This is a genomic window from Robbsia betulipollinis, assembly GCF_026624755.1.
Lineage (GTDB): Bacteria > Pseudomonadota > Gammaproteobacteria > Burkholderiales > Burkholderiaceae > Robbsia > Robbsia betulipollinis.
Genome location: NZ_JAPMXC010000013.1, coordinates 1 through 26153, shown reverse-complemented (window position 1 = coordinate 26153; position 26153 = coordinate 1). Strand labels below are relative to the sequence as shown.

Here is a 26153-nt window from a genome sequence, read left to right as displayed (position 1 = left end):
CCTTACCCGATGGCGAGCGCTTTTCAACAGGATGGAAGTATGCGTAACGTGAAGTTTCCCCCATACCGCCGCGCGGCGGCCTGGCTCGCCGCCGGCGTCATGTCGGGCGCGCTGGCGGTCCCGACCCTCGCCCTCGCGGCAAGTATTCCGCCCGGCGTGATGCTCGCCCCGAATCAGGTGCTGATTCGCAATAACGGTTCGGAAGTCGAAACGCTCGACCCGAACCTGGCCGAGACGGTGCCGGCGCATGCCATATTGATGGATCTTTTCGAAGGTCTGACCGCCAACGACAATCATGGTGGAACGGTTCCGGGCGTCGCGGAGAAATGGGAGCAGAAGGACCCGACCACCTGGATCTTCCACCTGCGCAAGAACGCGAAGTGGTCGAACGGCGAGACGGTGACGGCCGGTGATTTCGTCTACGGCATGCAGCGCCTGGTGGATCCCAGGACCGCCTCGTCGTACGCGAGCACCTATGGCGGCTTTCTGGTGAACGGCACCGACATCATCGCGGGCAGGAAGCCGGCGACGGCGCTGGGCGTGAAGGCGATCGACGCCGTCACGCTGGAGATCAAGACCCCGTATCCGGTGCCGTTCCTTCCGGACGTGATGGCCAACGGCAACCTTGGCCCGATCAACAAGGCGGGCGTCGAAAAATACGGCGTGAACTGGACCAAGCCGGGCAACCTGGTCAGCAACGGCGCTTACATGCTGAAAACCTGGCAGGTCAACGACCGCATCGTGGTCGTCAAGAACCCGCAATATTGGGATGCCGCCAATGTGCAGTTGACGCAGATCACCTTCCTGCCGATCGAGAGCGAGGACGCCGACGTCAAGATGTTCCAGTCGGGCAGCGAGGACTGGGAGTATCAGCTGCCGCCGGGCGCCTACCCGCGTCTGAAACAGGACTATCCCAAGGACATCCGCAATACCCCGATGCTGGGCCTGCGCTACTTCACGTTCAACATGCAGGACCCGCTCCTGAAGGACGTGCGGGTGCGGCAGGCCTTGTCGATGGTGGTGGATCGCGAGGTACTCGCGCAGCACGTGACCGCGAGCGGCGAGACGCCCGCGTACGGGCTGATCGTCAAGGGCATGAAGGGCGCCGATGTCGGCAACTACGACTGGGCCGCCTGGCCGATGGCGAAACGCGTCGCCACCGCCAAACAACTGCTCGCCGCCGCCGGCGTGAAGCCGGGCACGCAACTGCATATCGCGATGAACACCAGCGACTTCAACAAGCGCATGTCGATCTTCCTTGCCTCGGAATGGAAATCCAAGCTCGGGCTGGACGCGCAGATCGATTCGATGGAATTCAAGGTGCTGCTGCGCCAGCGGCATGCCGGCCAGTTTCAGGTGGCCCGCAACGGCTGGATCGCCGATTACAACGATGCGAGCGCCTTTCTGACGCTGGTGCAATGCGGTTCCGAACAGAACGACAGCCACGGCTGTGACCCGAAGGCGGACGCGCTGATGCTGCAGGCCTCGCAGTCGAACGATCCGGCGCTGCGTCAGAAGCTGCAAACGCAGGCGGCGCAGCTGGCGATGGCGAACTATCCCATCCTGCCCCTGATGCAATACACCGCAGCGCGCCTCGTGAAGCCTTATGTCGGCGGCTACACCAACGACAATCCGCTGGACCGCTTCCGCGGCAAGGACCTGTACATCATCAAGCATTGATGGCGCGGCCCGCGCGACGCGTTCGGCGCGATTTCCGGTTCTGATGCGACGCGCGGGGTTGAAGCCCGCGCGCGTCGCGGGAGACGTTTCATGTGGTCCTATACCTTGCGGCGCGTGCTGTTCACGCTGCCCACGCTGCTGATCGTCATCACGGTCTGCTATCTGCTGCTGCACCTCACGCCCGGCGGTCCGTTCGACGGCGATCGACAGGTCCCCGCGGCGGTGCTGGCCAACCTCCAGCAGAAGTATCATCTCAACGATCCGCTGTGGAAGCAGTATCTGCTCTACCTGAACAGCCTGCTGCACGGCGACCTGGGCGCGTCGTTCCGCTATGCGGACTGGAGCGTCAACGCCCTGGTGCGGCAGGCGTTGCCGGTATCGCTGCTGATCGGCGGCGTGGCCATGCTCCTGTCGATCGTCATCGGCATCGCGCTCGGCATGGTCGCGGCGCTGTACCGCAACAGTCCGGCGGACTATCTGCTGATGCTGATCGGCAACGCCGGCAGCGCGTTCCCGTCCTTCGTCATCGGCCCGGTGCTGATCCTGATCTTCTCGATCATCCTGAAATGGCTGCCGGCCGGGGGGTGGAACAACTACGAGGTGCGCTTCATGGTGCTGCCGATCGTGCTGCTGACGATCGTCAACGTCGCGACGATCGGCCGGCTGTCCCGCGCCGGTCTGATCGAGGTGATGAACACCAACTACATCCGCACCGCCTATGCGAAGGGCCTGTCGCGCCGCACCATCGTGCTGCGCCACGCGCTGCGGCCGACGCTGATTCCGGTGGTGTCGGTGCTGGGGCCGCTCGCGATCAGTTCGATCACCGCCGCGGTGGTGACCGAATCGGTGTTCGCGCTGCCGGGGATCGGCAAGCTGATCGTCAACGGCGCGGCGAACCGCGACTACACGCTGGTGCTCGGGCTGGTCGTGCTGGTCACGATCTTCGCCGTGCTGCTCAACCTGCTGGTCGATCTCGCCTACGCCTGGCTCGATCCCAAAATTCGCTACTGATGCCGGTCATGACACGGCAGTCACCGATCATTTCGCGAATCCCCCTACGCATCCCGCTTGCAAGCACGAGGTCCACATGAAACGACGCGCGTTGGCGCCCGCACTCGGCGCGGCGGTCACGGCGCTGCCGGTCGCGGGGCGCAGCCCCTGGCAGGACGCACGCACACGCTTTGTGCGCAACAAGGCGGCGGTCGCCAGCCTGGCGCTGCTGGCCCTGATCACCCTGGTGTGCATCGTCGGGCCATTCGTCCTGCCCAATGATTTCGAGACGTCGGACTGGAGCGCGATCAACACGCCGCCGACCTGGATGAACTGGCACCTGTTCGGCACCGACCAGAATGGCCGCGACCTGCTGGTGCGCTGCCTGATCGGCGGGCGCATCTCGCTGCTGGTGGGCGCGCTCGCGACGCTGACGTCGGTGACGCTCGGCATCGTCTGGGGCGCGGTCGCCGGTTTCGTCGGCGGACGGGTGGACAATCTGATGATGCGCGTCGTCGACATGATGTACGCGATTCCCTATCTGCTGATCGCCATCCTGATGGTCACGCTGCTGGGGCGCGATTTCTATCTGGTGGTGCTGACGATCACGGTCTTTTCCTGGATGGACATGGCGCGCGTGGTGCGTGGCCAGACGCTGGCGATCCGTTCGCGCGAGTATATCGAGGCGGCGCACGCGATCGGCGTGTCGACCGGCGGCATCATCCTGCGCCACGTCGTGCCGAATCTGCTGGGCATCGTCGCGATCTACACGACGGTGACCGTGCCGGGCGTGATCCTGACGGAGTCGGTGCTGTCCTTCCTCGGGCTGGGCGTGCAGGAGCCGATGACGAGCTGGGGCGTGCTGATCCAGGACGGCGTGGGCAATATGGAGGCCGCGCCGTGGATCCTGCTGTTTCCGGCGGCGCTGCTGTCGATGACCCTGTACTGTATCAATTTCGTCGGCGACGGCTTGCGTGACGCCCTCGACCCGAAGGACCGGTGATGGCGATGCCTTTATTGCAAGTGAACAATCTCGAAGTGGCGTTCGCCACGCCCGATGCGACGGTGCGCGCGGTCAACGGCGTGAGCTTCGATCTGGAGGAGGGGAGCACGCTGGGCATCGTCGGCGAATCGGGTTCCGGAAAAAGCCAGAGCGTGCTGGCGATGATGGGTCTGCTCGCGGGCAACGGCACGGCGAGCGGTTCCGCGCTCTATCAGGGGCAGGACCTGCTGCGCATGCCCGCGCAGGCGCTGAACAAGATCCGCGGCAACCGGCTGTCGATGATCTTCCAGGATCCGATGACGTCGCTGAACCCGTATCTGACGATCGAGCGCCAGATGACCGAGGTGCTGCAACTGCACAAGAATCTGACGCGCCGCGCGGCGCGCAAGCGTGCGATCGAGATGCTCGAAGCCGTGCGCATCCCCGAGGCCGCGCACCGCATCGATCAGTATCCGCACGAATTGTCCGGCGGCATGCGGCAGCGCGTGATGATCGCGATGGCGCTCCTGTGCGAGCCGCAGGTGCTGTTCGCCGACGAGCCGACCACGGCGCTCGACGTGACCGTGCAGGCGCAGATCCTGCAACTGCTGCGCAATCTGCAGCATGACTTCGGCACGGCGATCGTCCTGATCACGCACGATCTGGGCGTGGTCGCCGGGTTGTGCGAGAAGGTGATGGTCATGTACGGCGGGCGCGTGATGGAGCACTGCGACGCGGACGATCTGTTCGCGCGGCCCTCGCATCCCTACACGATCGGCCTGCTGCGTGCGTTGCCGCGGCTCGATCGCTCCGACGCGCCGCTCGTCGGTATTCCGGGCAATCCGCCGAACATGGCGCGTCCGCCCTCGGGCTGCCCGTTCCAGGAACGCTGCATCGATGCCGCCGACCATTGCGGCGACGGTCCGCCGCCCCTGATTCCGTTCGGCGAGAAGCCGGACTGGCTGCGCGCCTGCTATCGCCCGGTGTATGACATGCGCGAATACACGGGCCGCGCGGGCGATATCCGGGAGACGAGCAATGCGTGATGTCCTCATGGAAGCGCCGCGGGAAGCGATGCCGGACGGCGTGCCGGGCAGGGCGGACGAAGCGCCCATCCTGTCGGTGCGCGATGTCCGGGTGCATTTCAAGGTGAAGGCGAAAAGCCGGCTGCCCTGGGCGCCGGTGCGCACGTTGAAGGCCGTGGACGGCGTCAGTTTCGACCTGCGTGCCGGGGAAACGCTGGGCGTCGTCGGCGAGTCCGGTTGCGGCAAGTCGACGTTGTCGCGCGCGATCCTGAACCTGATTCCGGCCACGCACGGCGAGATCGTCTGGATGGGCCGTTCGCTCGCCAACGCCTCCACGCGGGACTGGCACGCCGTGCGCCGCGACGTCCAGATGATTTTTCAGGATCCGCTTGCGTCGCTCGACCCGCGCATGACCGTCGGCCAGATCATCGCCGAGCCGCTGCGCGAACACCGGCGCGACCTGTCGAAGGACGAGGTCTCGCGTCGCGTGCGCGCGATGATGGCGAAGGTCGGGCTGCGCGAGCAGATGATCAACCGCTACGCGCACGAATTCTCGGGCGGCCAGTGCCAGCGCATCGGCATCGCCCGCGCGCTGATCATCGAGCCGAAGCTCATCGTCTGCGACGAGCCGGTGTCCGCGCTCGATGTCTCGATCCAGGCGCAGATCGTCAATCTGTTGAAATCCCTGCAGCAGGAAATGCGGCTGGCCGTGATCTTCATTGCGCACGATCTCGCGGTCGTCAAGCATATCGCCGACCGGGTGATGGTGATGTATCTCGGGCACGTGATGGAATTGGCCGACAAACACGCGTTGTATGCCGATCCGCGCCATCCGTACACGCGCGCGCTGCTGTCGGCGGTGCCCATTCCGGATCCCGCGATCGAGCGCAACAAGGTCGTGCAGATTCTGGGCGACGACATTCCGAGTCCGATCAATCCGCCGAGCGGCTGCGTTTTTCATACCCGTTGCCCGCGCGCCGAGGCGCGGTGCTCGGTCGAGGTGCCGCTGTTGCGTCGGGTCGCCGACGGCCACGCCGCGGCGTGCCACTTCGCGTGATGGCGTAAGGCGTGATGGCGTGCGTGTTGGCGCGTGGGTATAGGGATTGCTGACATACGGGAGCAGGACGTTCATTGCCGCGCTTGCCCCCGCCGCGGCCCGCGTTCCACCAACCCCAGCGAGCACGTCATGCAATGGATGGCCGTCTTGTTTGCAGTCGCCGCCGGTGTCCTGAATACCGTGCAGTCCGGCAGCAACGTCACCCTTCACAAGATACTAGGTCAGCCCGTCTGGGCGGCGGTCATCGTATATGTCGTCGGCCTGCTCGCCATCGCCGTCGCCGCACCCTTCATGGGCGTGCGCCTGCCGGCGCCCGGCGCCGTTTCGCATGTGCCGTGGTGGGCCTGGCTGGGCGGCGCATTCGGCGCGTTCTATATCTTCACGATGCTGACGATGGCCGACAAGCTGGGCGCCGCGATCTTCCAGGCCCTGACGGTGACGGCCGCCATCGCGACGTCGCTGGCGATGGATCATTACGGCTGGATGGGGTTCGAAGTCCACAAGGCCGGCATCGGCCGCCTGGCTGGGGGTGCCTGCATGATCGTGGGACTGTTCCTGATCGCCAAATTCTGAGATGGTGGGACGGGCGCCGACGTCGGCAGCCACGGGATGCGGCGCGCGCCTGCCCCGACGCCGCCTCTTCAATAGGTCTTGTAGGGCAGAAACTTTCCCGACAGCACGACGTTCACGCGGTCGCCTTTCGGATCGGCCTGGCGCTGGATGTCCATCGAGAAATCGATCGCGCTCATGATGCCGTCGCCGAATTCCTCGTGGATCAGTTCCTTGATCGTCGTCCCGTATACGCTGACGATTTCATACCAGCGGTAGATGAGCGGGTCGGTCGGCACGGCGCTGGGCAGCGAGCCCTTGTACGGGACGATCTGCAGCCAGGCGCAGGCTTCGTCGTCGAGGTCGAACAATTCCGCCGCGGTTTCGGCCTGCTGCTTGCTGAATTGCATCTGGCCCAGACAGGCGGCGGTCGCCCATTCCTTGCTGGTGCCCAGCCGTGTCGCGATGTGGGCCCATTTCAGGCCTTTACGCACCTTTGCTGAAACGATCATCTTGGTGACTTCGCTGCGATCGCTGATGGACATGTGATGGTTTCTCCTGGTTTTGGCGTGGAAGAAGGAATGCCGGTCCGCGCTGACCCAGCCCGACGGACGGATTCGCATCCGTTCCACATGGTGGAACAAAGTGGGAAGGCCGTAAGGATTTTGCCGGTATTTCCTCTGAATTGCTATTCATCGCGTGGTATCTTCCAGTGGTAGCAAGGAACGTTTTTTGCTGAACGCACTTGTCTTCCACTCTTGTGAGCTTCCCGAATGTCAGCCGCCGCTATCCTGGATGATCCGATCCGACTGGAGCGCCTGCGTGCTTTCGGCATCCTCGACACTCTGTCGGAACCGCATTTCGATTCTCTGGCGCAAATGGCCGCGCGATTGGTGCGTATGCCCATGGCGCTCATCAACTTCGTCGACGAGGCGCGCACCTGGTGCAAGGCGGCCTGGGGCTGTGAACGCAGGAGCATCGTACGCGACCATTCCCTGTGCGCGAGCGCGCTGCTGCGCGGCGATGCCCTCGTTCTCCCCGATGTGCGGGAAGACGCCCATTTCAAGACGCACCCGTGTAAGGTTGGCGACCTGAAAGTCGCCTCCTATGCCGCCATCGTCCTGAAAACCGACGACGGCGTGCGCCTGGGTACCCTGTGCGTCGCCGACCGGATCGCTCGCGAAATGGACGAGCAGGACCTGGCGGCGCTGCAACTCGTCGCCCAGCAGGTGGTCAAGCATCTGGAGGCACGGCGCACCGACGCCCGTGTCGCCGACCTGGAAGCGCAGCTGGACGCCGCGCAGCGCCACCGCGATCAATTCCTGGCGATGCTGGCGCACGAGTTGCGCGCGCCGCTCGCGCCCATTCTCACCGGCGTGCGGATACTCCATCATGCCGAGGTGACCGAAGACCAGCGTGCATGGGCGAAGAAGCTGATTTACCGGCATGTGGGGCACATGAGCGAGATCGTCGATCACCTGCTGTCGGCCTCGCTGGTGTCTTTCGGTTCGGTGGAGCTGCATCTCGAGCCCACCCCGCTTGCGCGGCTGATCGAGCAGGCGGTGGAAATGCACCAGGCGACGCTGGACGAGCGGCATCAGGTGCTGCATTGCGAGATCGACGGAGATCCGTGGGTGGCCGCCGACCGGACCCAGTGTCCGCTGGTGATATCGAACCTGCTGATGAACGCCTCGCAGTACACAGCGAACGGCGGGCGCATCGATATCGTGGCGAATGCGAGCGACAAGATCGTGACGGTACGGGTGCGGGATACCGGCATCGGCATCGATCCGGCCGACATGGACGAGATTTTCCAGATCTTCGGGCAATCGAAGCAGCCGCTCGACCGCTCCAAGGGCGGCATGGGGCTCGGTCTGCCGCTGGCACGCCGTCTCGCCGAGTGGCACGGCGGATCGCTGACCGCCAGCAGCGCCGGGCCCGGGTGCGGCAGCGAATTCCTGCTGACCCTGCGCCGCGCGGTGCCGGGAGAGGCGATGGTATCGGCCAATGTCGTGGGACAGAAGACGATGCGCCCGCTCGACATCCTGATCGTCGAGGACAATGCCGACACCGCCGACGCGTTGGCGCTGTATTACGAGATGTCGGGGCATCGCGTGCGGGTGGCGAACCGGGCGAGCGATGCGATCGCGCGACTGGGCGAGCAGCAGCCCGACGTCGTGCTCAGCGATATCGGGCTGCCCGATACCGACGGTTACGCGCTGGTGCAGAAACTCCGGGCGATGAATCCGTCCGCGAGCACGGCCTTCATCGCGATCACCGGCTATGCGAGCGAGAAGGACAAGGAGGCCGCCACGCTGGCGGGATTCCGCGCCCATTTCGCGAAGCCCGTCGATCTCGCGAAGCTCGACCGGGTGCTGTCGCGGTTGCAGAATACCCAGCCTGGGACGGACACGTCGCGTCCTCTTCCTTCCTGACCGAGGAGCGCCCCGCGATGGGCATGGATTCCCGCATGCACCTTTCTTACCCGCGCGATCTGATCGGCTATGGCGGCAAGTCCGTCCATCCGGATTGGCCCGGCAATGCCCGGATTGCCGTGCAGTTCGTCCTGAACTACGAAGAAGGCGGGGAGAACAGCGTCCTGCATGGTGACGCGGGCTCCGAGCAATTTCTGTCGGACATCCCCGGCGCGGCGTCTTACCCGGCGCGACACATGAGCATGGAATCGCTGTACGAATACGGGTCGCGCGCCGGTGTCTGGCGCATCCTGCGCGAATTCGAGCGCCGCGGTCTGCCGCTGACCGTGTTCGCCGTCGGCATGGCGCTCGAACGACACCCCGACCTCGCCCGCGCCTTCGTCGAACTGGGCCATGAAATCGCCTGTCACGGCTATCGCTGGATTCACTACCAGGACGTGCCGGAAGAGGTCGAACGCGAGCACATGGCGCGCGGCATCGCGGCGATCGAAAAGCTGTGCGGCGTGCGGCCGCTGGGCTGGTACACCGGCCGCGACAGCATCAACACGCGCCGTCTGGTCGTCGAGCAGGGCGGCTTCGCCTACGATGCCGATTCCTACGGCGACGACCTGCCGTTCTGGACCCAGGTCGCCACCGCCTCCGGAACCCGTGTTCCGCATTTGGTCGTGCCCTACACGCTCGACACGAATGACATGCGCTTTGCGGTCAGCCCCGGTTTCACCAACGCCGACGACTTTTTCGTCTACCTGCGCGACGCGTTCGACGTGCTGTATGTGGAAGGCGAGACGCAACCGAAGATGCTGTCGATCGGCATGCACTGCCGCCTGCTCGGCCGGCCCGGTCGGTTTCGCGCGCTGCAGCGCTTTCTCGATCACATCGAGCGGCACGACCGCGTCTGGGTGACGCGTCGCATCGACATCGCGCAGCATTGGCGCCGGCATCACCCTTTCCAGCCGCCCGGCTGAGAACGGACGCCGCCGCGCGTCATACTGACGCAGGGTCGGCATTTCATTTATGGCGACTTGCCAGCGGGTTTTTGCGATCGCATTGTGCATTGTGCACAACGCATTCAATCGCAAGGATCGGTTGCCATTCATGACGCTGCCAACGAACCCGTCGAACACGATTCCGCCGTCCGCACCCACGTCCTCACCCGCGTCCTCACGCAGGGCCGGGCCGCTCGCCGGCGCCCTTGCGAGCGAAGACGCGCGTCTGCGGGTCGCGCATCTCAGTCACGCTTTCGAGGCCGAGGACGGCACGCGTGTTGCCATCTTCGAAAAGCTCGATTTTCACGTGGGCAGCGGCGAGATCGTCTCGATCGTCGGGCGTAGCGGCGCCGGCAAGAGCACGCTGTTCAACCTGATATCCGGCCTGCTGCGGCCGCAGGCGGGCAGGGTGGCCGTCGGCCCGCGTGCCGACGGCAGCGCCGGCCGGATCGCCTACATGCTGCAAAAGGACCTGCTGCTGCCGTGGCGCTCGATTCTGCAGAACGCGCTGCTCGGCATCGAACTGTACCGCAAGGTCACGCCGGCCGATGTCGCGCGCGCCCGGGACATGCTCGCGCGCTACGGCCTGGGCGGGGTCGTCGACGCGTACCCGCACGCGCTCTCCGGCGGCATGCGGCAACGCGCGGCACTCACGCGCACCTTGCTGGTCGAGCCGACCCTGGTGCTGCTCGACGAGCCGTTCTCGGCGCTCGACTACGAGACCCGTCTCGCGCTCGAGGACGACGTGATGGCCCTGCGCGACAGCAGCGGCACGAGCGTCGTGCTGGTCACGCACGATATCGAGGAAGCGATCGCGATGAGCGACCGCGTCATTCTGCTCGGCGGTCGCCCGGCGCGCATCGAGGACGAGATCGACATCGTGCTGTCGACGCACGGCCCGCGCACGGCGGTATCGGCGCGCGAAGCGCCCGAATTCCGCACCTATCACGCCCGCATCTGGGGCGGACTGCGCAGCAACACCATCCAGCACGCGGGAGCGACGGCATGAGCGAAGCAGCGGTGGCGGCAGGCGTGCCCAGGCGGCGTACGCGCGCCCGGCGTTTCGACAAGGCCGGGGCGGCGGGCATCGTGACGCTCATCATGATCGCGCTGGTCGTGCTCTGGCAGGTGGCCGCCGCGCGCGGCTGGATCAACGGGCAGCTGTTCGGTTCGCCGTCGGGCATCTACGGGGCCGCGCGGATCGGCCTGACGCAGGGCACGCTGGTGTCGGACACGCTGACGACGCTCTACGAGACGGTGATGGGGCTGCTGATCGGTAGCGGCCTGGGCATCGCCGCGGGCCTGCTGCTCTGGTTCGTCCCACGCGTCTCCGGCGTGGCCGAGGGCTTCTCCGTGATCCTCAACAGCATCCCGAAAATCGCGCTGGGTCCGCTGATCATCATCTGGTTCGGCTCGGACATGACCTCGAAGGTCTGGCTGGCCGGCATTTCCACGTTCGCCGTGGCGATGATCTCGTCGTGTGCGGCGGCCCGGGAAGTCGACCGCGATCTGCTGAACCTGTTTCTGTCGTTCAACGCGAAACCCGCCATGATCTTTCGCAAGCTGATCGTGCCGGGCGCACTGCCCTGGATCTTCTCGACGCTGCGCGTCAACATCGGTTTCGCGCTGATCGGCGCGGTGGTGGGCGAATACATCGCTTCGCAGGCGGGCCTCGGCCACGAGGTGTTCGTCGCCGGTTCCCTGTTTGACCTCAATACGGTGTGGCTGGGCATCATCGTCCTGACGCTGATGGCCACGCTGCTCACCTGGATCGTTCAACTCGCCGAAGCAAGGATCGTCTCATGGAAAACACAACGTTGAAGCTGTTGCGGGCATGCTGCGCCGTGCCGCTGGCCGCCGCCCTCGGCATGCCGGCCGCCCAGGCCGCCGCACCGGAAAAAGTGGTGGTGTATCAGGCCTTCCAGTCGATTCAGTATCTGCCCCTGTATGTGGCGATCGACAAGGGGTTTTTCGCGAAGAACGGCCTCGACGTGCAGAAGGTCACCGCGGGCAGCGGCGCGTCGGGCGTCGCCGCGGTGATCGGCGGACATGCCGACTTCTCGCTGCAGGATCCGATGACGGCGGTGCTCGCGAACCTCAAGGGCGCGACCCTGGTCAATGTCGCGAACATCGTCGCGGGCGTGCCGGTGTGGGTCATCACGCCGCCGAATTCCGGTCTGAAGCAGGTGGCGGACCTCGCGGGCAAGACGGTGTCGACCGCGTTGCCGCCGTCGACCAGCACCTATTTGCTGCAGCGGCTGATCAAACAGGAAAAGCTCGCGAACCTGAACGTCAACACCGTGCAACTGGGCACCGAACTCGCGCCGGTGAGCGCGGGACGCGCGGTGGCCGCCGCCCTGTACGAACCGCAGGTCGACCAGGGCATCGCGTCGGGATACAAGATCCTGTACGCGTTCCCGAAGGCCTACCCGGGCGGCTATGCGTTCTCGACGATGGATACGCTGGCGGCGACGATCAAGACCCGGCCGAAGATGGTTGCCGCCTTCGTCAAGGCGATCGGCGAGGCCGAGGCGCTGATCCAGCAGTCGCCGGACACGGCCCGGGCCGTCGCGGAAGCGGAATTCCCGACGCTCGACAAGAAGATCGTCGACAGCGCGGTGGCGCGGCTGATTGGTCAGAAGATCTACGCGGCGACCCCCGAAATCTCGGAACAGGCGTTTCGCAACGCGCTCGAACTCCAGGAATACATCGGCAACATCCAGCCCGGCAGCGTGACGTACGCCGGTGCCGTCGACAATTCCTTCGCGCAGGCGGCGAAGTGATGGGTGCCGCGCGCGACGCAGTGAACCGGATGCCAACGGGAAGCGAGCCTACAGGGAACACGGATTCCACCATGCGCATCGACGATCCACACCCGGCGACGGGCCCGGCGTCCTCTCTCGCCGCGACGTTGAACGCGACCCGGGGCGATGCGGCGGCCACTCTCGCGCGGCTGGCCATCGCACAGGAACGCGCCGCCGCCGTCGAACCCTGGCTCAAGGCGTTTTACTTCCGGCCGGCAGACTACAGCGCGCAGGACCCGCATGCGCTCGCGCCCTTGCCGCTGGCGGGCCTGCCGATCGGCGTGAAGGATCTGATCGCGACCGCCGACATGCCCACCACGTATGGGTCGCCGATCTATGCGGATTTCCGGCCCGCCGCGGATGCGTGGATCGTCGCGCGGATCCGTGCCTTCGGCGGCGTCGTATTCGGCAAGACCGTGACCACCGAGTTCGCCTGGCGGCATCCGGGGCCGACGGTCAATCCCTGGAACCGGCTGCATACGCCGGGCGGTTCGTCGAGCGGCTCGGCCGCGGCGGTGGCGGCGGGTATCGTGCCGCTCGCCCTGGGCACGCAGACCGTCGGCTCGGTCCTGCGGCCCGCCGCGTTTTGCGGCGTGGTCGGCTACAAGCCCAGCCATGGCCGGGTGCCGACCGACGGCGTGCATCCGCTGGCGCCGTCGCTCGACCACGTCGGGTTTTTTGCGAAAACCGTCGAGGACGTCGCGCTCGCCTATGCATTGTTCGTCGATGCGGATGCACGGCCCGAGGCAAACGCGCTGCTTGGCGCCGCGGCATGGCAGGCGTATTTCACCGCCGCGCAGCCGTTGCGGCTGGGCGTCGTGCGCACGCCTTTCTGGGATAAGGCCAGCGCCGCGCAACAGGCCAACTTCGCGCAGGCGCTCGCGCGTCTGCGCGCGGCCGGCGTGACGTTGGTCGAGCGCGACCCTTTCGACGACATGCCCGCCATCCTCGACGCGCTGCAAACGGTGCTGCGCGCCGAGGCGTTCGCCGGCATCGGCCCGCTCGCCGCCTCGCACCCGGACCTGCTCAGCGACCACATGAAAGCCCTGACCGCCGCGGGCGCTGCGGTGCCGCCGCAAGCGTACCGGGCGGCGCTGGATATGCAGCGCCGCCTGCGCGGCGCTTTCCCCGCTTTCCTCGACGGCTGCGACGCGCTCGTGACGATTCCCGCGGCTGGCGAAGCGCCCGAGGGTCTGAGCGATACCGGCGACGCGACGTTCTGCGCGCCCTGGAGCTTCCTCGGCGTGCCGGCCGTATCGGTGCCGTCCGGGCGCGGCGCGGCGGGGTTGCCGCTGGGTCTGCAACTGGTGGGAGACATGGGTGCGGACCTGGCCCTGCTGCGGATCGCCGCCTGGGTCGAGAACGTCGTGAGATAGCCCTTGAGCAAATACTTCCAGAGCGCCCGGCAATATGTGTTGACGACGCTGCGCACGGAAATTCTCAAGGGGCGGTACCCGGAGAATACGCATCTGCGGCAGGAGGAAGTGGCGCGGCGCCTGAACGTCAGCACGACGCCGGTGCGCGAGGCGTTTCGCGACCTGCGTGCCGAGGGTCTGGTATCGATCGATGCCAACAAGGGCGTCGTGACGCGCAGCCTGACGATCGCCGACGTGACGGAAATCTATGAGCTGCGCATCACGCTGGAGCCGATGCTCGCCCGGCGCGCCTGCCTGCACATGACGGAAGAGCATCTCGCGGCGGCGACGCACTGTCACGAAACGATGAGCGCGACCGATTCGCCGGAACAGTGGTCGATGGTGAACGAGGCGTTTCACGACCATTTCGTCGCCAGTCAGGCGCGCACGCGTCTTTTCGAGATGGTCGCGTCGCTGTCGCGCGTGGCGCGTCCGTATGTGGCGTTATCGATGCATGTCGACCGGGAAATCATGGAAAGCAACAATCGCGAGCACGCGGCGCTGCTCGCGGCCTACCGGGACGGGGACGCGTCGGCCGTGCAGGCGCAGACGCGTTCGCATCTGGAAAATACGCGCGACGCGCTGGTGGCCTGCGTCGATCAATGGGCGGCGCCGCGCGCCGCCGGCTGAGCCTCGCGCGGCGCGCGCCTCGCGCCCGGCGCCCATGCCCGCGCCCATGCCCGCGCCCGGTGCCTCACACCACACTACAAGGTTGGACATGGACACATCACTCACTTCCCTCTCGGCGGTCGCGGCGCGGCGCCTGATCGGCAGCCGGCGCCTGTCGCCGGTCGAATTGCTGGATGCGTGCATCGCGCAAATCGAGGCTCTCAATCCGGCGGTCAACGCTGTTGCCGCGACCTGTTTCGAGCGGGCGCGGGCCGAGGCGCGGCTGGCCGAGCAGGCGGTGATGCGCGGCGACGCGCTCGGCCTGCTGCATGGCCTGCCGCTGGGCGTCAAGGATCTCGAGGAAACCGCCGATGTGCTGACCACGTACGGTTCTCCGATCTACCGCGCCCATGTTCCCGTACACGACAACGTCATGGTGGCGCGGTTGCGGGCCGCGGGCGCGATTCTCACGGCCAAGACCAACACGCCGGAAATGGGCGCGGGCGCGAATACCCGTAACGCCGTCTGGGGCGCCACCGGCAATCCTTTCAACCCGATGCTGAATGCCGGGGGATCCTCGGGCGGTTCCGCGGTCGCGCTGGCGACCGGCATGCTGCCGGTGTGCACGGGTTCCGACACGGGCGGCTCCCTGCGCATTCCCGCCGCGCTGTGCGGGGTCGTGGGTTTCCGTCCGTCGCCCGGCATGGTGCCGGGCGACACCCGCCCGCTGGGATGGTCGCCGTTGACCGTCTCCGGACCGATGGGGCGAACCGTCGCCGACACCCGCCTGCAACTGGCGGCGAACGCGGGCCTGGACGGCAGCGAGCCGCTGGGCGCCGAAGGGGATCCGCTCGCGCTGCTGCGCGCGCGCGAGGTCGATCTGGCGTCATTGCGCATCGGCTATACCGAGGACTTCGGCGTGTGCGCGGTCGCCGGCGCGATGCGCGAGACCTTTCGCCGGAAAATCGCCGCCGTGTCGCGCTACGTCAAGGTATGCGAGCCGGTCGCGTTCGAATTGGGCGAGGCGGACCGGTGTTTCGACATCATCCGCGCGCAGAATTTCATCGCGGGCTTCCAGGAGATCTACGAGCGCGACCCGGAACTGCTCGGGCCCAATACGCGCGTCAATTACGAAATGGGACGGGCGATGTCGCTGGCCGACGGGGTCTGGGCGCACGCCGAGCAGACGCGTCTGTTCCGGCGCTTCCAGAAGTCCTTCGCGCACTACGATCTGATCGTGTCGCCGGCTTGCTCGATCTCGCCTTTCCCGTGGTCGGAGCCGCATCTCGCCGACATGGATGGTCAGCCCCTCGCGAACTATTATCGTTGGCTGGGGCTGACCTACGTCGTCACGCTCACGACTCATCCGGCCCTGTCCCTGCCGTGCGGAACGGATTACGCGGGTATGCCGTTCGGGCTGCAACTCGTCGGTCCTTTTCGCGGCGACCGGCGCCTGCTCGATATCGCGCAGGCGCTGGAATCCGCGTTCGGCGGCGACGACGCCTTGAAGCGCGCATGTCCGGATCTGTCCGCCCTCGCGTACCCCGTTGCCGCGCTGAAGTCGATCGTCACGGACCCTCCGCATCTTCCTGCGGCGCCTTGAGCCCGATGGCCGCGGAGCGGGTACGGCGTTTGCAACAGAACCCGTATTCGCCGTCGCGTTTTCTGCGGCGGCCATCCTCAACGTCTCAGGAGCAACCGATGAAAGCACTCGTCTACGAAGGCCCGCGCAAGGTCACCGTCAAGGAAATGCCGGACGCGAAGATCGAAAAGGCGACCGACGTGCTGGTGAAGATCACCACCACGAATATCTGCGGATCGGACCTGCATATGTACGAGGGCCGTACCAATATGGAAACGGGACGCATCCTCGGCCACGAAAACCTGGGCGTCGTCGCCGAGGTGGGCCCGGGCGTGCAGCGCATCAAGGTGGGCGACCGGGTTTGTCTGCCGTTCAACATCGGCTGTGGATTCTGCGAAAACTGCGAGAAGGGTCTGACCGGTTTCTGCCTGACGGCGAATCCCGGCATGGCCGGCGCGGCCTACGGTTTTGCGGGTATGGGGCCCTACAGCGGCGGCCAGGCCGAGTATCTGCGCGTGCCGTTCGGCGATTTCAATTGCCTGGTGCTGCCGCCGGACGCCGAGGAAAAGGAAAACGACTACGTGATGCTCTCGGACATCTTTCCGACGGGCTATCACGCCACCGTGCTTGCGGGCGTCGAACCGGGCGATACGGTCGCGATCTATGGTGCCGGCCCCGTGGGCTTGATGGCGGCAATGTCCGCCAATCTGAAGGGCGCAAGCAAGGTCATGGTGGTGGATACCCATAAGGACCGGCTGGCGCTGGCGGAAAAGATGGGCGCCATTCCGATCGACGATTCGGAAGGCAACTCCGCGGAACAAATCCTGGAAATGACCAAGGGCAAGGGCGCGGATCGCGGTTGCGAATGCGTGGGCTACCAGTGCAGCTGCAAGGGCCACGAAGTGCCGAACCTGACCATGAACAATCTCGTCAAGGCCGTGAAGCCCACGGGCGGCATCGGCGTGGTGGGCGTATTCGTCGCGGAAGATCCGGGCTCGCCGGACGACCTGATGAAGGAAGGCAAGCTGGCCTTCGATTTCGGCTCGATGTGGATGAAGGGGCAGCGCATCGCCACGGGTCAGGCGAACGTCAAGGCCTATAACCGCAAGTTGCGCGATCTTATCGCCGCGGGCAAGGCCTCGCCGTCGCAGATCATCTCGCATGAATTGCCGCTGGAAGACGCGCCGGGCGCCTACGAAAACTTCGATGCCCGCAAGGACGGCTGGACCAAAGTCATCCTGAAGCCGGCGGCCTGAGCGTCATTTCGAGAGAAGAGCATGTCAGAAACCACGCGTCCCTATCTTCGTTATCGTGACGACCTGGAGCAGCCGAAGCCCGATGAAGCGGAAACGATCGACAAGATCATCGCTTCGATGACGCACGAAAGCGAAATCACCGCCGGCCGGTACGACCATGCGGTCCGCGCATCGCATGCAAAGAGCACTGGCCTGCTGAAGGGCGAACTGCGCGTGCTCGACGATCTCCCCGAAGCGTTGCGCCAGGGTCTGTTCGCCATGCCGGAGAGCTATCCGGTGGTGGTGCGCCTGGCGCAGGGCCCGGGCGAGCTTCTCAAGGACAATGTCTCGACGCATCGTGGCATGGCGATCAAGGTGTTCGGGGTCCAGGGAGAGAAACTCCCGGGACATCACGATGCCACTCAGGACTTCGTGCTGGCCTCGGGCCCGGTATTTCCCAATCCGGACGCGGCGGCTTTCCTGCGCAGCATGAAAGGGCTGGAAAAGGGCACTTCGCAGCCGGAGGCCCTCAAGCACGCGGTGTCGGTGACCGCGCAAGTGGCGAACAAGGTATTGCATGCGGTGGGCGCGGACAGCGCCATGCTCGACTTTTTCGGACATCCGCCCCGGCACCCGCTATCCGAGCCGTACTACAGCCAGGCGCCGCTGCGCTTCGGCGACTATGTTGCAAAAGTCGCCGTATTCCCTCTCTCCGCGGCGGTGGTCGCCCTGGGCGATGGACCGCTGGACGTCGACGATCCGGATGTGTTTCGTCATGCCGTCAGTGAATTCTTCGCTGCGCAGGGCGCGGAGTTCGAGCTGCGCGTGCAGCTCTGCATCGATTCCGAGAAGATGCCGATCGAGGATGCATCGAAGGAATGGCCGGAAGCGGACAGTCCCTATGTCGCGGTGGCACGCTTGATCCTGCCGGCTCAGAACTCGCACAGCGAGGCGCGTGCCGCCTACTTCAACGACGCGCTGTCGTTCCGGCCAGCGCACAGCCTGCTTGCGCACAGGCCGCTCGGGTCCGTCATGCGCGCCCGGTTGAAGACCTATCAGGCGCTGGTGGCATTCCGCCAGCAACGCAATGGTGTGGCGGTGATCGAACCGGCATCGGTAGACAAGATTCCGGATTGATGTAAAGAAGACTGGCATGCGCTGCAAAAAACGCCCCCAGGTGAAAACCTGCGGGGCGTTTTTTTATTGCGCTCACAAAAAAACAGAATAGTGAAAATTTTTCCCCCTTCTCCATCACGCGTCTCCGCTCGGCTGCACGGTCGATTCAGCAAGTTGGGGAGGTCCTTTGGAACGTTTCGCCAAACCCTTCTTCGGATATGTTCGCCGGCAGGCACGGCGATTGCAATAGTCTGGGTATTGCGGTGACCGGCATCCGGGCGGCTGCGGGAGAGGGAACATGACGATTGAGCAAGAAGCAACCGCGCGGTCGAACACCACGGACGAAACCACCTTTTCGGTTATCGACGAGCAGCTGGTGATCGATATCGAAAAGCGGGAAACCGGGGCGGTGCGGGTACGCAAGGTGGACCACGAGGAAATGCAGGAAATCCCCGTCACCTTGCGCACCGAAAGCGTCAACGTGGAGCGCGTGGTGATCAACCGCGTGGTCGACGCCGAGTTCGAACCGCGCCAGGAAGGCGACACACTCGTCATTCCCGTGTTCGAGTACCAGCCGGTGGTGGAAATGCGGTTGATGTTGAAGGAAGAAGTGCGTATCACACGAACCGTCGTGGCCGAGACCGCCACACGGCAAATGAAGGTACGCAAGGAAAAGCTGCTTGTCGAGCGGCGCGAGGGTACGGCTGGCGAATGGGTGGAACAGGACCTGCCACTTGGTGTACCGGCACCGCAGCGGGCGACGAACGATATTTCGACTAATTGATGTTCACGGTTTAATACCTAACAGGAAGGCACTATCATGGCTCAAACTATCGTTGGAATTTTTGACTCGTTTGCCGATGCGGACGTTGCGAAGGAACGCCTGATACAAAACGGTATTTCCCGCTCGGACATTCAGACGCATGAAGATGACCGCGCTGGCGACGCTTCGCTGGCGGGCAACGATGCGCGCGTCGTGACGTCCCCCGACCACACCGGCGATACCGGCCACGGCATGATGGCCGGCGTCGAGCGGTTTTTCGCCAATATGTTCGGCAACGACGAGCGCCCGGACGAAGTCGGCCATTATCACGAGGCGGTTCGCCGCGGCGGTGTGTTGCTGTCGGTCGACGTGCGCGACGAGGCGCAATTGGCTTCCGTTCGCAACGTGCTGGAAAGCACCGGTGCCGTCGACATCGATTCGCGCGTCGCGCATTGGGAAACCACGGGTTACAAGGGCTACGAAGCAACCGCGAAGCCCTACACCCCGGAAGAGATCGACGCCGAGCGCCAGGCATTTGCCGTGGTGAAGGAAGATCTCGTGGTGGGCAAGCGCGCCGTCGAGACGGGCGGTTTCCGCGTGTACTCGCGTGCCACGTCGACCCCGGTCTCGGAGTCGGTCACGCTGCGCGAAGAGCATGCCTCGATCGAGCGTCGCCCGGTGGACCGTCCGGTGACTGCCGCCGATCTGCGTGAAGGCTCGGTGGAAATCCGTGAAACGGCGGAAGAGGCTGTGGTCGGCAAGACATCGCGTGTCGTCGAGGAAGTCGTGGTCGGCAAAACGTCCACCGAACATACCGAGACGATCAACGAAACCCTGCACGGTACGGATGTGGAAGTCGAGCGTGTCGAAGGCGAGAAGCTGCGTGGCGCAACAGGTGTCAATAAAGTGGACCTGGGAACTTCAGGCGTCGAAACCGCGGGCGTGACGACGGGCGTCGGCCTGCCGGGCACGACGGTCGGCGGCACGACGAACGTGGGCACGCCCAGCGCGTTGCAGCCGAACCCGACGATCAAGCCGGTTTAAGCCAAACAGGAAGGGGCAGGACGGGCAGGGCGCACGTCGGCTCGCCGTTCTGACCTTCCGCCTGAAAAAGGGGCCCGGATTCCATAAGGATTCCGGGCCCCTCTCTTTTTCCGGTATGGCATGGGATGCCGTACCGGGTGACGCCAGGTTTTTGTCGTGACCTTTACTTCGTCACTGCCGCGCCCTGTCCCAGGTCGGCGCCGGTCAGGGGATCCGCGGCGGGATCGGATGCGGTACGCGCAGCCATCGCCTTCAGCACTTCGGCGTCGTTCGCTGCGACCATCACCGTCGCCAAACCGTCACCGCCATCGACGGCCGGCTGGGGTTTCGCCACGTATTCCCATTCTGGGCCCTCGTTCCAGGGTCCGCGCGGCGAGGCGGTTGCCTCCCCTTTCTTCGGGTCGTCTTCCGACATATTGAAGTAGACGCTCGTGAATTCCGGCTTGCCCGGTAGCTTGCCCTGCGGGAAGTTCGGCTGGATGGCATGCAGGGCTTTCTCGAACGATTTCTGATGCGCGATTTCACGCGTCATCAGAAAACCGAGCGCATCCTTGACGCCCGGATCGTCCGTGACATTGATCAGCCGTTCGTAGATGATCTTTGCCCGTGCCTCGGCCGCGATGTTGGAACGCAGGTCCGCCGTGGGTTCGCCGATCGTATCGATATACGCCGCAGTCCAGGGTACGCCGGCCGAGCTGGTCAGAGCCGGGCCGCCCCCGTAAAGCAGGGCGGTCGTGTGCGAATCGTTTCCGCCGCCGGTCATCGAGCGGTACAGAACGGCTTCTTCCTCGACCGCTTCCGCCAACTGGCCTTTCGCTCCCTTGTTCAACATCGCGACGATCGAACCGATAATTTCAAGATGGCTGAGTTCCTCGGTCGAGATATCGAACAGCAGGTCCTTGCGGCCTGGATCGTCTTCCGCGATAGCCTGCGTGAAGTAACGGCATGCGGCCGCGAGTTCGCCCTGCGAACCGCCGAATTGTTCCAGCAGCAGATTGGCGAGTCCCGGATTCGGGCCCGCGACGCGAACAGTGTATTGGAGGCGTTTATTATGGATGAACATGTGATTCTCCTGATCGTTCCGGTCGCGCCGCACGCGATCGTCCGCGTGGTCGGGTCGCGCCTGCAAACAAGCAAGCGCAGCGGTACGTGCCGGGACATTGCGTGTTGAAGCAACTGGTTGCGCTGCTTCACGTCTCAGGGCAGGAAACCGGAGCCCTGGCTTGTGCGACGGGTTTACGCGGCGGACGCCGCGCGGTATAGGAGAAACCGTCTTCATTGCCGCACGCGCCGTGCCCGCCGCGAAAAATTCGGTTTTCCTGTGGATAGCGCAGCGAAAGCATGCGATTCCAGATTGCCGGGAGCACCCGCATCGAAGAAAAAAGTCCTGTCCGGCGGCGCTATTTGAAAAACGGCTTCATCCCTTGCAGCAATTACCCGATCTCTCCGCCATGTCGTTTCCCGAGATTCCCTATACGAAATCGCAGCTTCTCGACAGCTACGGGCCGGCGCGCATCAGACAGGCCGGAGCGTACGCTCGTGCGGTGACCGATTTCCATGCCGGACGTGGCGGTTTGCGCGCCCGTGTCCAGGGTGAGGCGCCGGAGCCTTATCGGGTCGAGGTGCTTATCGAGGAGCGTGATGGCGCATGGGGCATCGACGGCATGTGCAGTTGCGCGGTGCAGGTAAATTGCGAGCATGTCGTGGCGGTGTTGCTCGCCGGCTTGACGATGCGAACCGATGCATCTCGGCGGGGTCCGATTCGCCGGGTCGATGTCCTGCCGGTACCCGTACTGACGCTTGCGATGCACGCCGCGTCCGGGCGGGCGAGGGGATACACCGTGCGCCCTGCCGGTCGCGCAGCGTATGGGACGCTCTCGTTCGACTATGCGGGCATCGATGTCAGGCCGTACAGTCAGGCGACCTTGCTCGCCACCGCGGACGGGACGATGGTCCAGATAACGCGTCACCAGGATGCCGAGCGGCGCGGCATCGCGACCCTGCTCGCTGCGGGCATGACGTCGAACGCGACGCGTCCGGTGCCGACGCACGGAACGGCGGTGGATGCATGGTACTTCGCCGATCCGGCCGAGTGGACCGGATTCGTCCGCGGGGTCGTTCCGGAACTGCGCCGCGGCGGCTGGCAGGTGCGGATCTCGGCCGATTTCCCGTTCGACGTGACGCCTGTCGACGAATGGAGCGGCAGCATCGCACGCGCACCGGATGGCTGGTTTGATCTCGAGATGGGCATCCTGCTGGACGGGCACGAAGTACGTCTCGAACCGCTGCTCGCCGAGCTATTTCGGCGCGACCGGCGCTGGCTGGGCGGCGGCCTTGAAAGCATCGGCGATGACGAGGCCGTCGCGCTTCGCACCGGGGAAGGCGCGCGTCTGCTGCTTGGCGCTGGCAGGCTCAAGCCGGTGATACGTTCTTTGATCGATCTGTTTGCTGCATTCGGCAAGGACATGGCGCGAGGTCGGCTACGCGTGGATCCGCGCGATCTGGGGCGCATCGCCGAGTTGACCGCTACCGGTTGCTGGCGGTTTCCCGAGGGGGAGTCGTCTTGTGAAGGACTGCCTGGAGGCGTGCCGTGCCAGGACGCCGGACTCATGCCGCCGCCCCCGGGATTGAACGCTACCTTGCGGACCTATCAACGCGAAGGCCTCGACTGGCTGCAATGTCTGCGTCGCCGCGGTATGCAGGGAGTGCTCGCCGACGACATGGGCCTGGGCAAGACGGTGCAGACGCTCGCGCATATCTTGACGGAAAAAGCGGAAGGGCGGTTGGACCGGCCCGTGCTGATCGTCGTTCCCACGACATTGGTGCAGAACTGGCGGGACGAGGCGTGCCGCTTCGCGCCGGGTGTGTCGGTGCTCGCTCTGCAGGGCCCGTTGCGCCGGCGCCGTTTTTCGCAGATCGGCGCACACGACGTAGTCATCACGACCTATGCGCTGCTGTGGCGCGATCACGCGGTGCTGTCGCAGCACGAATACCATTTCCTGATCCTGGATGAAGCCCAGTACATCAAGAATGCGAGGAGCAATGCGGCGCGCGCCGTTCGCGGATTGCGGGCGCGCCATCGTCTCTGTCTGACCGGCACGCCGATCGAGAATCACCTGGGCGAGCTATGGGCGCTGTTCGATTTCCTGATGCCCGGTTTTCTGGGAAATGCCCGCGAGTTCGGGCGGTACTGGCGCAAGCCGATCGAGCAGGATGGCGACGCGGTGCGGCTGGCCCTGTTGCGATGCCGCATCCGTCCGTTTTTATTGAGACGACATAAAGATACCGTTGCGCGCGAGTTGCCGGCCAAGACCGTGATCGTGCGCTCGGTCGCGCTGGAAGGCGCGCAACGCAACTTCTATGAAACGGTGCGTGTCGCCGTCCGCGCGAAAGTGCGCGCTGCGGTGGCTGCACAAGGCGCCGCGCATGGGCATATCGCCGTGCTCGACGCACTGCTCAAATTACGACAGGTTTGCTGCGATCCGCGCCTTGTCAGGTTCGACGGCGCCGGCGCGACGCGGCAAAGCGCGAAGCTCGATCACCTGATGGCGATGCTGCCGTCCCTGATCGCCGCAGGCCATCGCGTCCTGCTGTTTTCGCAATTCACGCAAATGCTGGCATTGATCGCGACGGCCCTGGAGCATGCCGGTCTGCGATATGTCACATTGACTGGCGCGACGCGCGATCGCGCGACGCCGGTCGGGCGCTTTCAGCGCGGCGAGGTTCCCTTGTTCCTGGCGAGTCTGAAAGCGGGGGGCGTGGGTCTGAATCTGACGGCGGCCGATACCGTGATTCACTACGACCCGTGGTGGAATCCGGCGAGCGAAGCGCAGGCGACGGATCGCGCGCATCGTCTGGGCCAGGGCCAGCCGGTGTTCGTCTACAAGCTGATCGCCGCCGGAACCGTCGAGGAGCGGATCGTCGCCCTGCAGGAACGGAAAGCGACCCTCGCCGGGCGACTCCTTACGGACGACGGCAACGTGCTGCCCGCGCTTTCGGTGGCGGAACTGGATGCCCTGCTTGCGCCGATTCCAGGCATGCCCGGTGCGGCACCGGAAGACGACATCTCTCTATAAGACCGAAGCATGCCGACGCCCTCGTTCTCGCCAAAGCCATCGTCTCCATCGACGGTCACACCCGACGCCGCGTCATCCGAAACGGAACGCGCGCCCGGGACGGCGAGACCCCCGCGTGGCCGTGCCGCGCGTGCGATGGCGGCCCTCATCGCCGCGGTTGCCTGGCTGGCCTTCTCGGCGCAGACGATCCTCACGATCGAGCGGACCCTGGCACGCGGCCTCGGCCTGCTCGACGCGTTTGCCTGGCTGAGCAGCTATCTCACCAATCTCACCGTTTTCGTGGTCGCCGTCGGTTTTACATGCCTGGTGTCGCGGGAGGACGGACGCGGGCGGGCGGCGCGGTTCGTCTCCCGGCCGCCGGTGGTGACCGCGATCGTGCTCTATATCGTTTTCGTCGGCCTCGCCTACAACGTTCTGTTGCGCGGGCTGTGGACCCCTACCGGTTATCGACGGCTTTTGAACGAGAGCCTGCACAGCATCCTGCCGCTGCTATGCGCCTTCTACTGGGTGCTGTTCGTCCCGCGCTTTCACCTGGACCTGCGCAAATGTCTGCTGTGGCTGGTCTACCCGCTGGCCTACCTGTTCATCACGCTATGGCGCGGCAGCCGCTCGGACTTCTATCCCTACTTTTTCATCGACGTCGCGGAATTGGGCTATCCCGACGTGCTGTTCAACGCCGCGATGCTGGTGCTGGCCTTTCTGGTACTGATGGGATTGTTTGTTTTGTTCAATCACCGTCGGAGACGTTGAGGCGGCGACAGCGGCCTCGGACCGCGATCCCTGCCGATTTCCACGAATTTCCCCTTTTTTCGAAAACCGCTTGCACGGATGGCGGAACGGATCTAATATTCGCCTCCCCGCTGCAGAAACAGACCAGCGAGTGTCGCGAAAGCGGCGCGGCGCAGGCGGTGAAAGCGAGGCGGGACGGGGGTTTGGCAACGGTGGAGCGGGTGTTTGACGCTTGACCGGCAGGATGCCGAACCCGCCGGGTCGAGCAGGATGTGGCAGCGAAAGCCGAAACAAAATGCTTGACGAAATTGCAGAAGCGGTACATAATCTCGCTTCTCTGCTGCACGGTACTTAACCGGCAGCAAGCAGTAGGCAGGTGACGAAGTCCCTGGCGCTGCATTGCTCTTTAAAAATTTACAGCCGATAAGTGTGGGCGCTTGATGGCGACGCACCCGCCGCTCCTCGGAGTGGCGGGAATGCGAAAGTATCAAGAAGTCTCACACGAGAGAAAAAGTAAGGAAAGAATGTTGGCCTCGGTCAATGTTCAAGCCTTGTTGATTCTTGAGTTGAGCGACCTATTCGAAAGAATAGAAAACAGTAACAGGAATTAAACTTAAGAGTTTGATCCTGGCTCAGATTGAACGCTGGCGGCATGCCTTACACATGCAAGTCGAACGGTANCAGGGAGCTTGCTCCGCTGACGAGTGGCGAACGGGTGAGTAATACATCGGAACGTGTCCTGTAGTGGGGGATAGCCCGGCGAAAGCCGGATTAATACCGCATACGCTGTACGCAGGAAAGGGGGGGATCTTCGGACCTCTCGCTATAGGGGCGGCCGATGGCAGATTAGCTAGTTGGTGGGGTAAAGGCCTACCAAGGCGACGATCTGTAGCTGGTCTGAGAGGACGACCAGCCACACTGGGACTGAGACACGGCCCAGACTCCTACGGGAGGCAGCAGTGGGGAATTTTGGACAATGGGCGAAAGCCTGATCCAGCAATGCCGCGTGTGTGAAGAAGGCCTTCGGGTTGTAAAGCACTTTTGTTCGGGAAGAAAAGGCTCGGGATAATACCCTG

General features: G+C 64.6%; 22 protein-coding genes and 1 rRNA gene. 21 read left to right on the top strand and 2 right to left on the bottom strand.

Annotated features, from left to right (window positions below):
- Positions 1–48 precede the first annotated feature (48 nt).
- The 6 genes from OVY01_RS22080 (at position 49) to OVY01_RS22055 (ending at position 6307) form a co-directional block, all read left to right on the top strand.
- Positions 49–1680 carry a peptide ABC transporter substrate-binding protein gene (locus OVY01_RS22080; RefSeq protein WP_267849777.1) on the top strand — a complete coding sequence of 544 codons (1632 nt, stop codon included), beginning with the start codon at positions 49–51 and terminating at the stop codon, positions 1678–1680.
- Between the two features lie 90 nt (positions 1681–1770).
- Positions 1771–2691 (top strand): ABC transporter permease subunit, encoded by a 921-nt coding sequence (locus OVY01_RS22075; RefSeq protein ID WP_267849776.1) that lies wholly within the window; start codon positions 1771–1773, stop codon positions 2689–2691.
- 76 nt (positions 2692–2767) lie between these two features.
- On the top strand, positions 2768–3673 hold the full coding sequence (locus tag OVY01_RS22070) for an ABC transporter permease (RefSeq protein ID WP_267849774.1): 906 nt from the start codon (positions 2768–2770) through the stop codon (positions 3671–3673).
- A gap of 5 nt (positions 3674–3678) precedes the next feature.
- On the top strand, positions 3679–4698 hold the full coding sequence (locus OVY01_RS22065; RefSeq protein WP_267849772.1) for an ABC transporter ATP-binding protein: 1020 nt from the start codon (positions 3679–3681) through the stop codon (positions 4696–4698).
- 28 nt (positions 4699–4726) lie between these two features.
- A complete protein-coding gene (oppF, locus tag OVY01_RS22060; RefSeq protein WP_267849815.1) occupies positions 4727–5734 on the top strand; it encodes a murein tripeptide/oligopeptide ABC transporter ATP binding protein OppF in 1008 nt (335 codons plus the stop codon).
- A 147-nt stretch (positions 5735–5881) separates the two neighbouring features.
- Entirely contained in the window at positions 5882–6307 is a 426-nt protein-coding gene (locus OVY01_RS22055) for a DMT family transporter (RefSeq protein ID WP_267849770.1), read from the top strand.
- Positions 6308–6375: 68 nt separating this feature from the next.
- Here OVY01_RS22055 and cynS read toward each other — a convergent pair whose 3' ends face one another.
- Positions 6376–6828: a cyanase gene (gene cynS, locus OVY01_RS22050; protein ID WP_267849769.1), complete on the bottom strand. Its 453-nt coding sequence runs from the start codon at positions 6826–6828 to the stop codon at positions 6376–6378.
- A gap of 228 nt (positions 6829–7056) precedes the next feature.
- On the opposite strand from cynS, the gene OVY01_RS22045 reads away from it, so the two are divergent.
- The 12 genes from OVY01_RS22045 to OVY01_RS21990 all read left to right on the top strand — a co-directional run bounded on the left by OVY01_RS22045 (position 7057) and on the right by OVY01_RS21990 (position 20272).
- Complete coding sequence (locus OVY01_RS22045; protein ID WP_267849768.1) at positions 7057–8718, top strand: hybrid sensor histidine kinase/response regulator; 1662 nt, start codon at positions 7057–7059, stop codon at positions 8716–8718.
- Between the two features lie 35 nt (positions 8719–8753).
- Positions 8754–9683: an allantoinase PuuE gene (gene puuE, locus OVY01_RS22040; protein WP_267849767.1), complete on the top strand. Its 930-nt coding sequence runs from the start codon at positions 8754–8756 to the stop codon at positions 9681–9683.
- 130 nt (positions 9684–9813) lie between these two features.
- The gene (locus OVY01_RS22035) at positions 9814–10713 is read left to right on the top strand and encodes an ABC transporter ATP-binding protein (protein ID WP_267849766.1); all 900 of its coding nucleotides are present in this window, start codon (positions 9814–9816) and stop codon (positions 10711–10713) included.
- Positions 10710–11525 carry an ABC transporter permease gene (locus OVY01_RS22030; RefSeq protein WP_267849765.1) on the top strand — a complete coding sequence of 272 codons (816 nt, stop codon included), beginning with the start codon at positions 10710–10712 and terminating at the stop codon, positions 11523–11525. The genes OVY01_RS22035 and OVY01_RS22030 overlap by 4 nt, the downstream gene beginning before the upstream one ends.
- On the top strand, positions 11507–12487 hold the full coding sequence (locus OVY01_RS22025; protein ID WP_267849764.1) for an ABC transporter substrate-binding protein: 981 nt from the start codon (positions 11507–11509) through the stop codon (positions 12485–12487). Before OVY01_RS22030 ends, OVY01_RS22025 begins: the two co-directional genes overlap by 19 nt.
- 71 nt (positions 12488–12558) lie before the next feature.
- Positions 12559–13884: an amidase gene (locus OVY01_RS22020; protein ID WP_267849763.1), complete on the top strand. Its 1326-nt coding sequence runs from the start codon at positions 12559–12561 to the stop codon at positions 13882–13884.
- A gap of 3 nt (positions 13885–13887) precedes the next feature.
- Positions 13888–14553: a GntR family transcriptional regulator gene (locus OVY01_RS22015; RefSeq protein ID WP_267849762.1), complete on the top strand. Its 666-nt coding sequence runs from the start codon at positions 13888–13890 to the stop codon at positions 14551–14553.
- An 88-nt stretch (positions 14554–14641) separates the two neighbouring features.
- Positions 14642–16135 carry an amidase gene (locus tag OVY01_RS22010; RefSeq protein WP_267849761.1) on the top strand — a complete coding sequence of 498 codons (1494 nt, stop codon included), beginning with the start codon at positions 14642–14644 and terminating at the stop codon, positions 16133–16135.
- A 98-nt stretch (positions 16136–16233) separates the two neighbouring features.
- A complete protein-coding gene (locus OVY01_RS22005) occupies positions 16234–17370 on the top strand; it encodes a glutathione-independent formaldehyde dehydrogenase (protein ID WP_267849760.1) in 1137 nt (378 codons plus the stop codon).
- A gap of 21 nt (positions 17371–17391) precedes the next feature.
- Positions 17392–18486, top strand: a complete 1095-nt coding sequence (locus tag OVY01_RS22000) for a catalase family protein (protein ID WP_267849759.1) — start codon at positions 17392–17394, stop codon at positions 18484–18486.
- Positions 18487–18763: 277 nt separating this feature from the next.
- The gene (locus OVY01_RS21995) at positions 18764–19249 is read left to right on the top strand and encodes a YsnF/AvaK domain-containing protein (RefSeq protein ID WP_267849757.1); all 486 of its coding nucleotides are present in this window, start codon (positions 18764–18766) and stop codon (positions 19247–19249) included.
- 36 nt (positions 19250–19285) lie between these two features.
- Entirely contained in the window at positions 19286–20272 is a 987-nt protein-coding gene (locus OVY01_RS21990; protein WP_267849756.1) for a YsnF/AvaK domain-containing protein, read from the top strand.
- A 163-nt stretch (positions 20273–20435) separates the two neighbouring features.
- Here OVY01_RS21990 and OVY01_RS21985 read toward each other — a convergent pair whose 3' ends face one another.
- Positions 20436–21335, bottom strand: coding sequence for a manganese catalase family protein (locus OVY01_RS21985; RefSeq protein WP_267849755.1), 900 nt, complete (start codon positions 21333–21335; stop codon positions 20436–20438).
- Between the two features lie 388 nt (positions 21336–21723).
- Here OVY01_RS21985 and OVY01_RS21980 point away from each other — a divergent pair, with 388 nt between their 5' ends.
- The 3 genes from OVY01_RS21980 to OVY01_RS21970 form a co-directional block, all read left to right on the top strand.
- On the top strand, positions 21724–24348 hold the full coding sequence (locus OVY01_RS21980) for a DEAD/DEAH box helicase (protein ID WP_267849753.1): 2625 nt from the start codon (positions 21724–21726) through the stop codon (positions 24346–24348).
- A 135-nt stretch (positions 24349–24483) separates the two neighbouring features.
- Positions 24484–25098 carry a Pr6Pr family membrane protein gene (locus tag OVY01_RS21975; protein WP_267849750.1) on the top strand — a complete coding sequence of 205 codons (615 nt, stop codon included), beginning with the start codon at positions 24484–24486 and terminating at the stop codon, positions 25096–25098.
- A gap of 588 nt (positions 25099–25686) precedes the next feature.
- Positions 25687–26153: ribosomal RNA gene (locus tag OVY01_RS21970) — 16S ribosomal RNA — on the top strand; the annotation flags it as partial.

Bases quoted from the DNA above. Each gene is read 5' to 3' on its own strand.
- OVY01_RS21995 (WP_267849757.1), top strand. From the start codon at position 18,764: ATGACGATTGAGCAAGAAGCAACCGCGCGGTCGAACACCACGGACGAA.
- OVY01_RS21975 (WP_267849750.1), top strand. From the start codon at position 24,484: ATGGCGGCCCTCATCGCCGCGGTTGCCTGGCTGGCCTTCTCGGCGCAG.
- OVY01_RS22020 (WP_267849763.1), top strand. From the start codon at position 12,559: ATGCGCATCGACGATCCACACCCGGCGACGGGCCCGGCGTCCTCTCTC.
- oppF (WP_267849815.1), top strand. From the start codon at position 4,727: ATGCCGGACGGCGTGCCGGGCAGGGCGGACGAAGCGCCCATCCTGTCG.
- OVY01_RS21990 (WP_267849756.1), top strand. From the start codon at position 19,286: ATGGCTCAAACTATCGTTGGAATTTTTGACTCGTTTGCCGATGCGGAC.
- OVY01_RS22010 (WP_267849761.1), top strand. From the start codon at position 14,642: ATGGACACATCACTCACTTCCCTCTCGGCGGTCGCGGCGCGGCGCCTG.
- OVY01_RS21980 (WP_267849753.1), top strand. From the start codon at position 21,724: ATGTCGTTTCCCGAGATTCCCTATACGAAATCGCAGCTTCTCGACAGC.
- OVY01_RS22045 (WP_267849768.1), top strand. From the start codon at position 7,057: ATGTCAGCCGCCGCTATCCTGGATGATCCGATCCGACTGGAGCGCCTG.
- OVY01_RS22005 (WP_267849760.1), top strand. From the start codon at position 16,234: ATGAAAGCACTCGTCTACGAAGGCCCGCGCAAGGTCACCGTCAAGGAA.
- OVY01_RS22075 (WP_267849776.1), top strand. From the start codon at position 1,771: ATGTGGTCCTATACCTTGCGGCGCGTGCTGTTCACGCTGCCCACGCTG.
- puuE (WP_267849767.1), top strand. From the start codon at position 8,754: ATGCACCTTTCTTACCCGCGCGATCTGATCGGCTATGGCGGCAAGTCC.
- OVY01_RS22035 (WP_267849766.1), top strand. From the start codon at position 9,814: ATGACGCTGCCAACGAACCCGTCGAACACGATTCCGCCGTCCGCACCC.
- cynS (WP_267849769.1), bottom strand. From the start codon at position 6,828: ATGTCCATCAGCGATCGCAGCGAAGTCACCAAGATGATCGTTTCAGCA.
- OVY01_RS22065 (WP_267849772.1), top strand. From the start codon at position 3,679: ATGCCTTTATTGCAAGTGAACAATCTCGAAGTGGCGTTCGCCACGCCC.
- OVY01_RS22000 (WP_267849759.1), top strand. From the start codon at position 17,392: ATGTCAGAAACCACGCGTCCCTATCTTCGTTATCGTGACGACCTGGAG.
- OVY01_RS22030 (WP_267849765.1), top strand. From the start codon at position 10,710: ATGAGCGAAGCAGCGGTGGCGGCAGGCGTGCCCAGGCGGCGTACGCGC.
- OVY01_RS21985 (WP_267849755.1), bottom strand. From the start codon at position 21,335: ATGTTCATCCATAATAAACGCCTCCAATACACTGTTCGCGTCGCGGGC.
- OVY01_RS22070 (WP_267849774.1), top strand. From the start codon at position 2,768: ATGAAACGACGCGCGTTGGCGCCCGCACTCGGCGCGGCGGTCACGGCG.
- OVY01_RS22025 (WP_267849764.1), top strand. From the start codon at position 11,507: ATGGAAAACACAACGTTGAAGCTGTTGCGGGCATGCTGCGCCGTGCCG.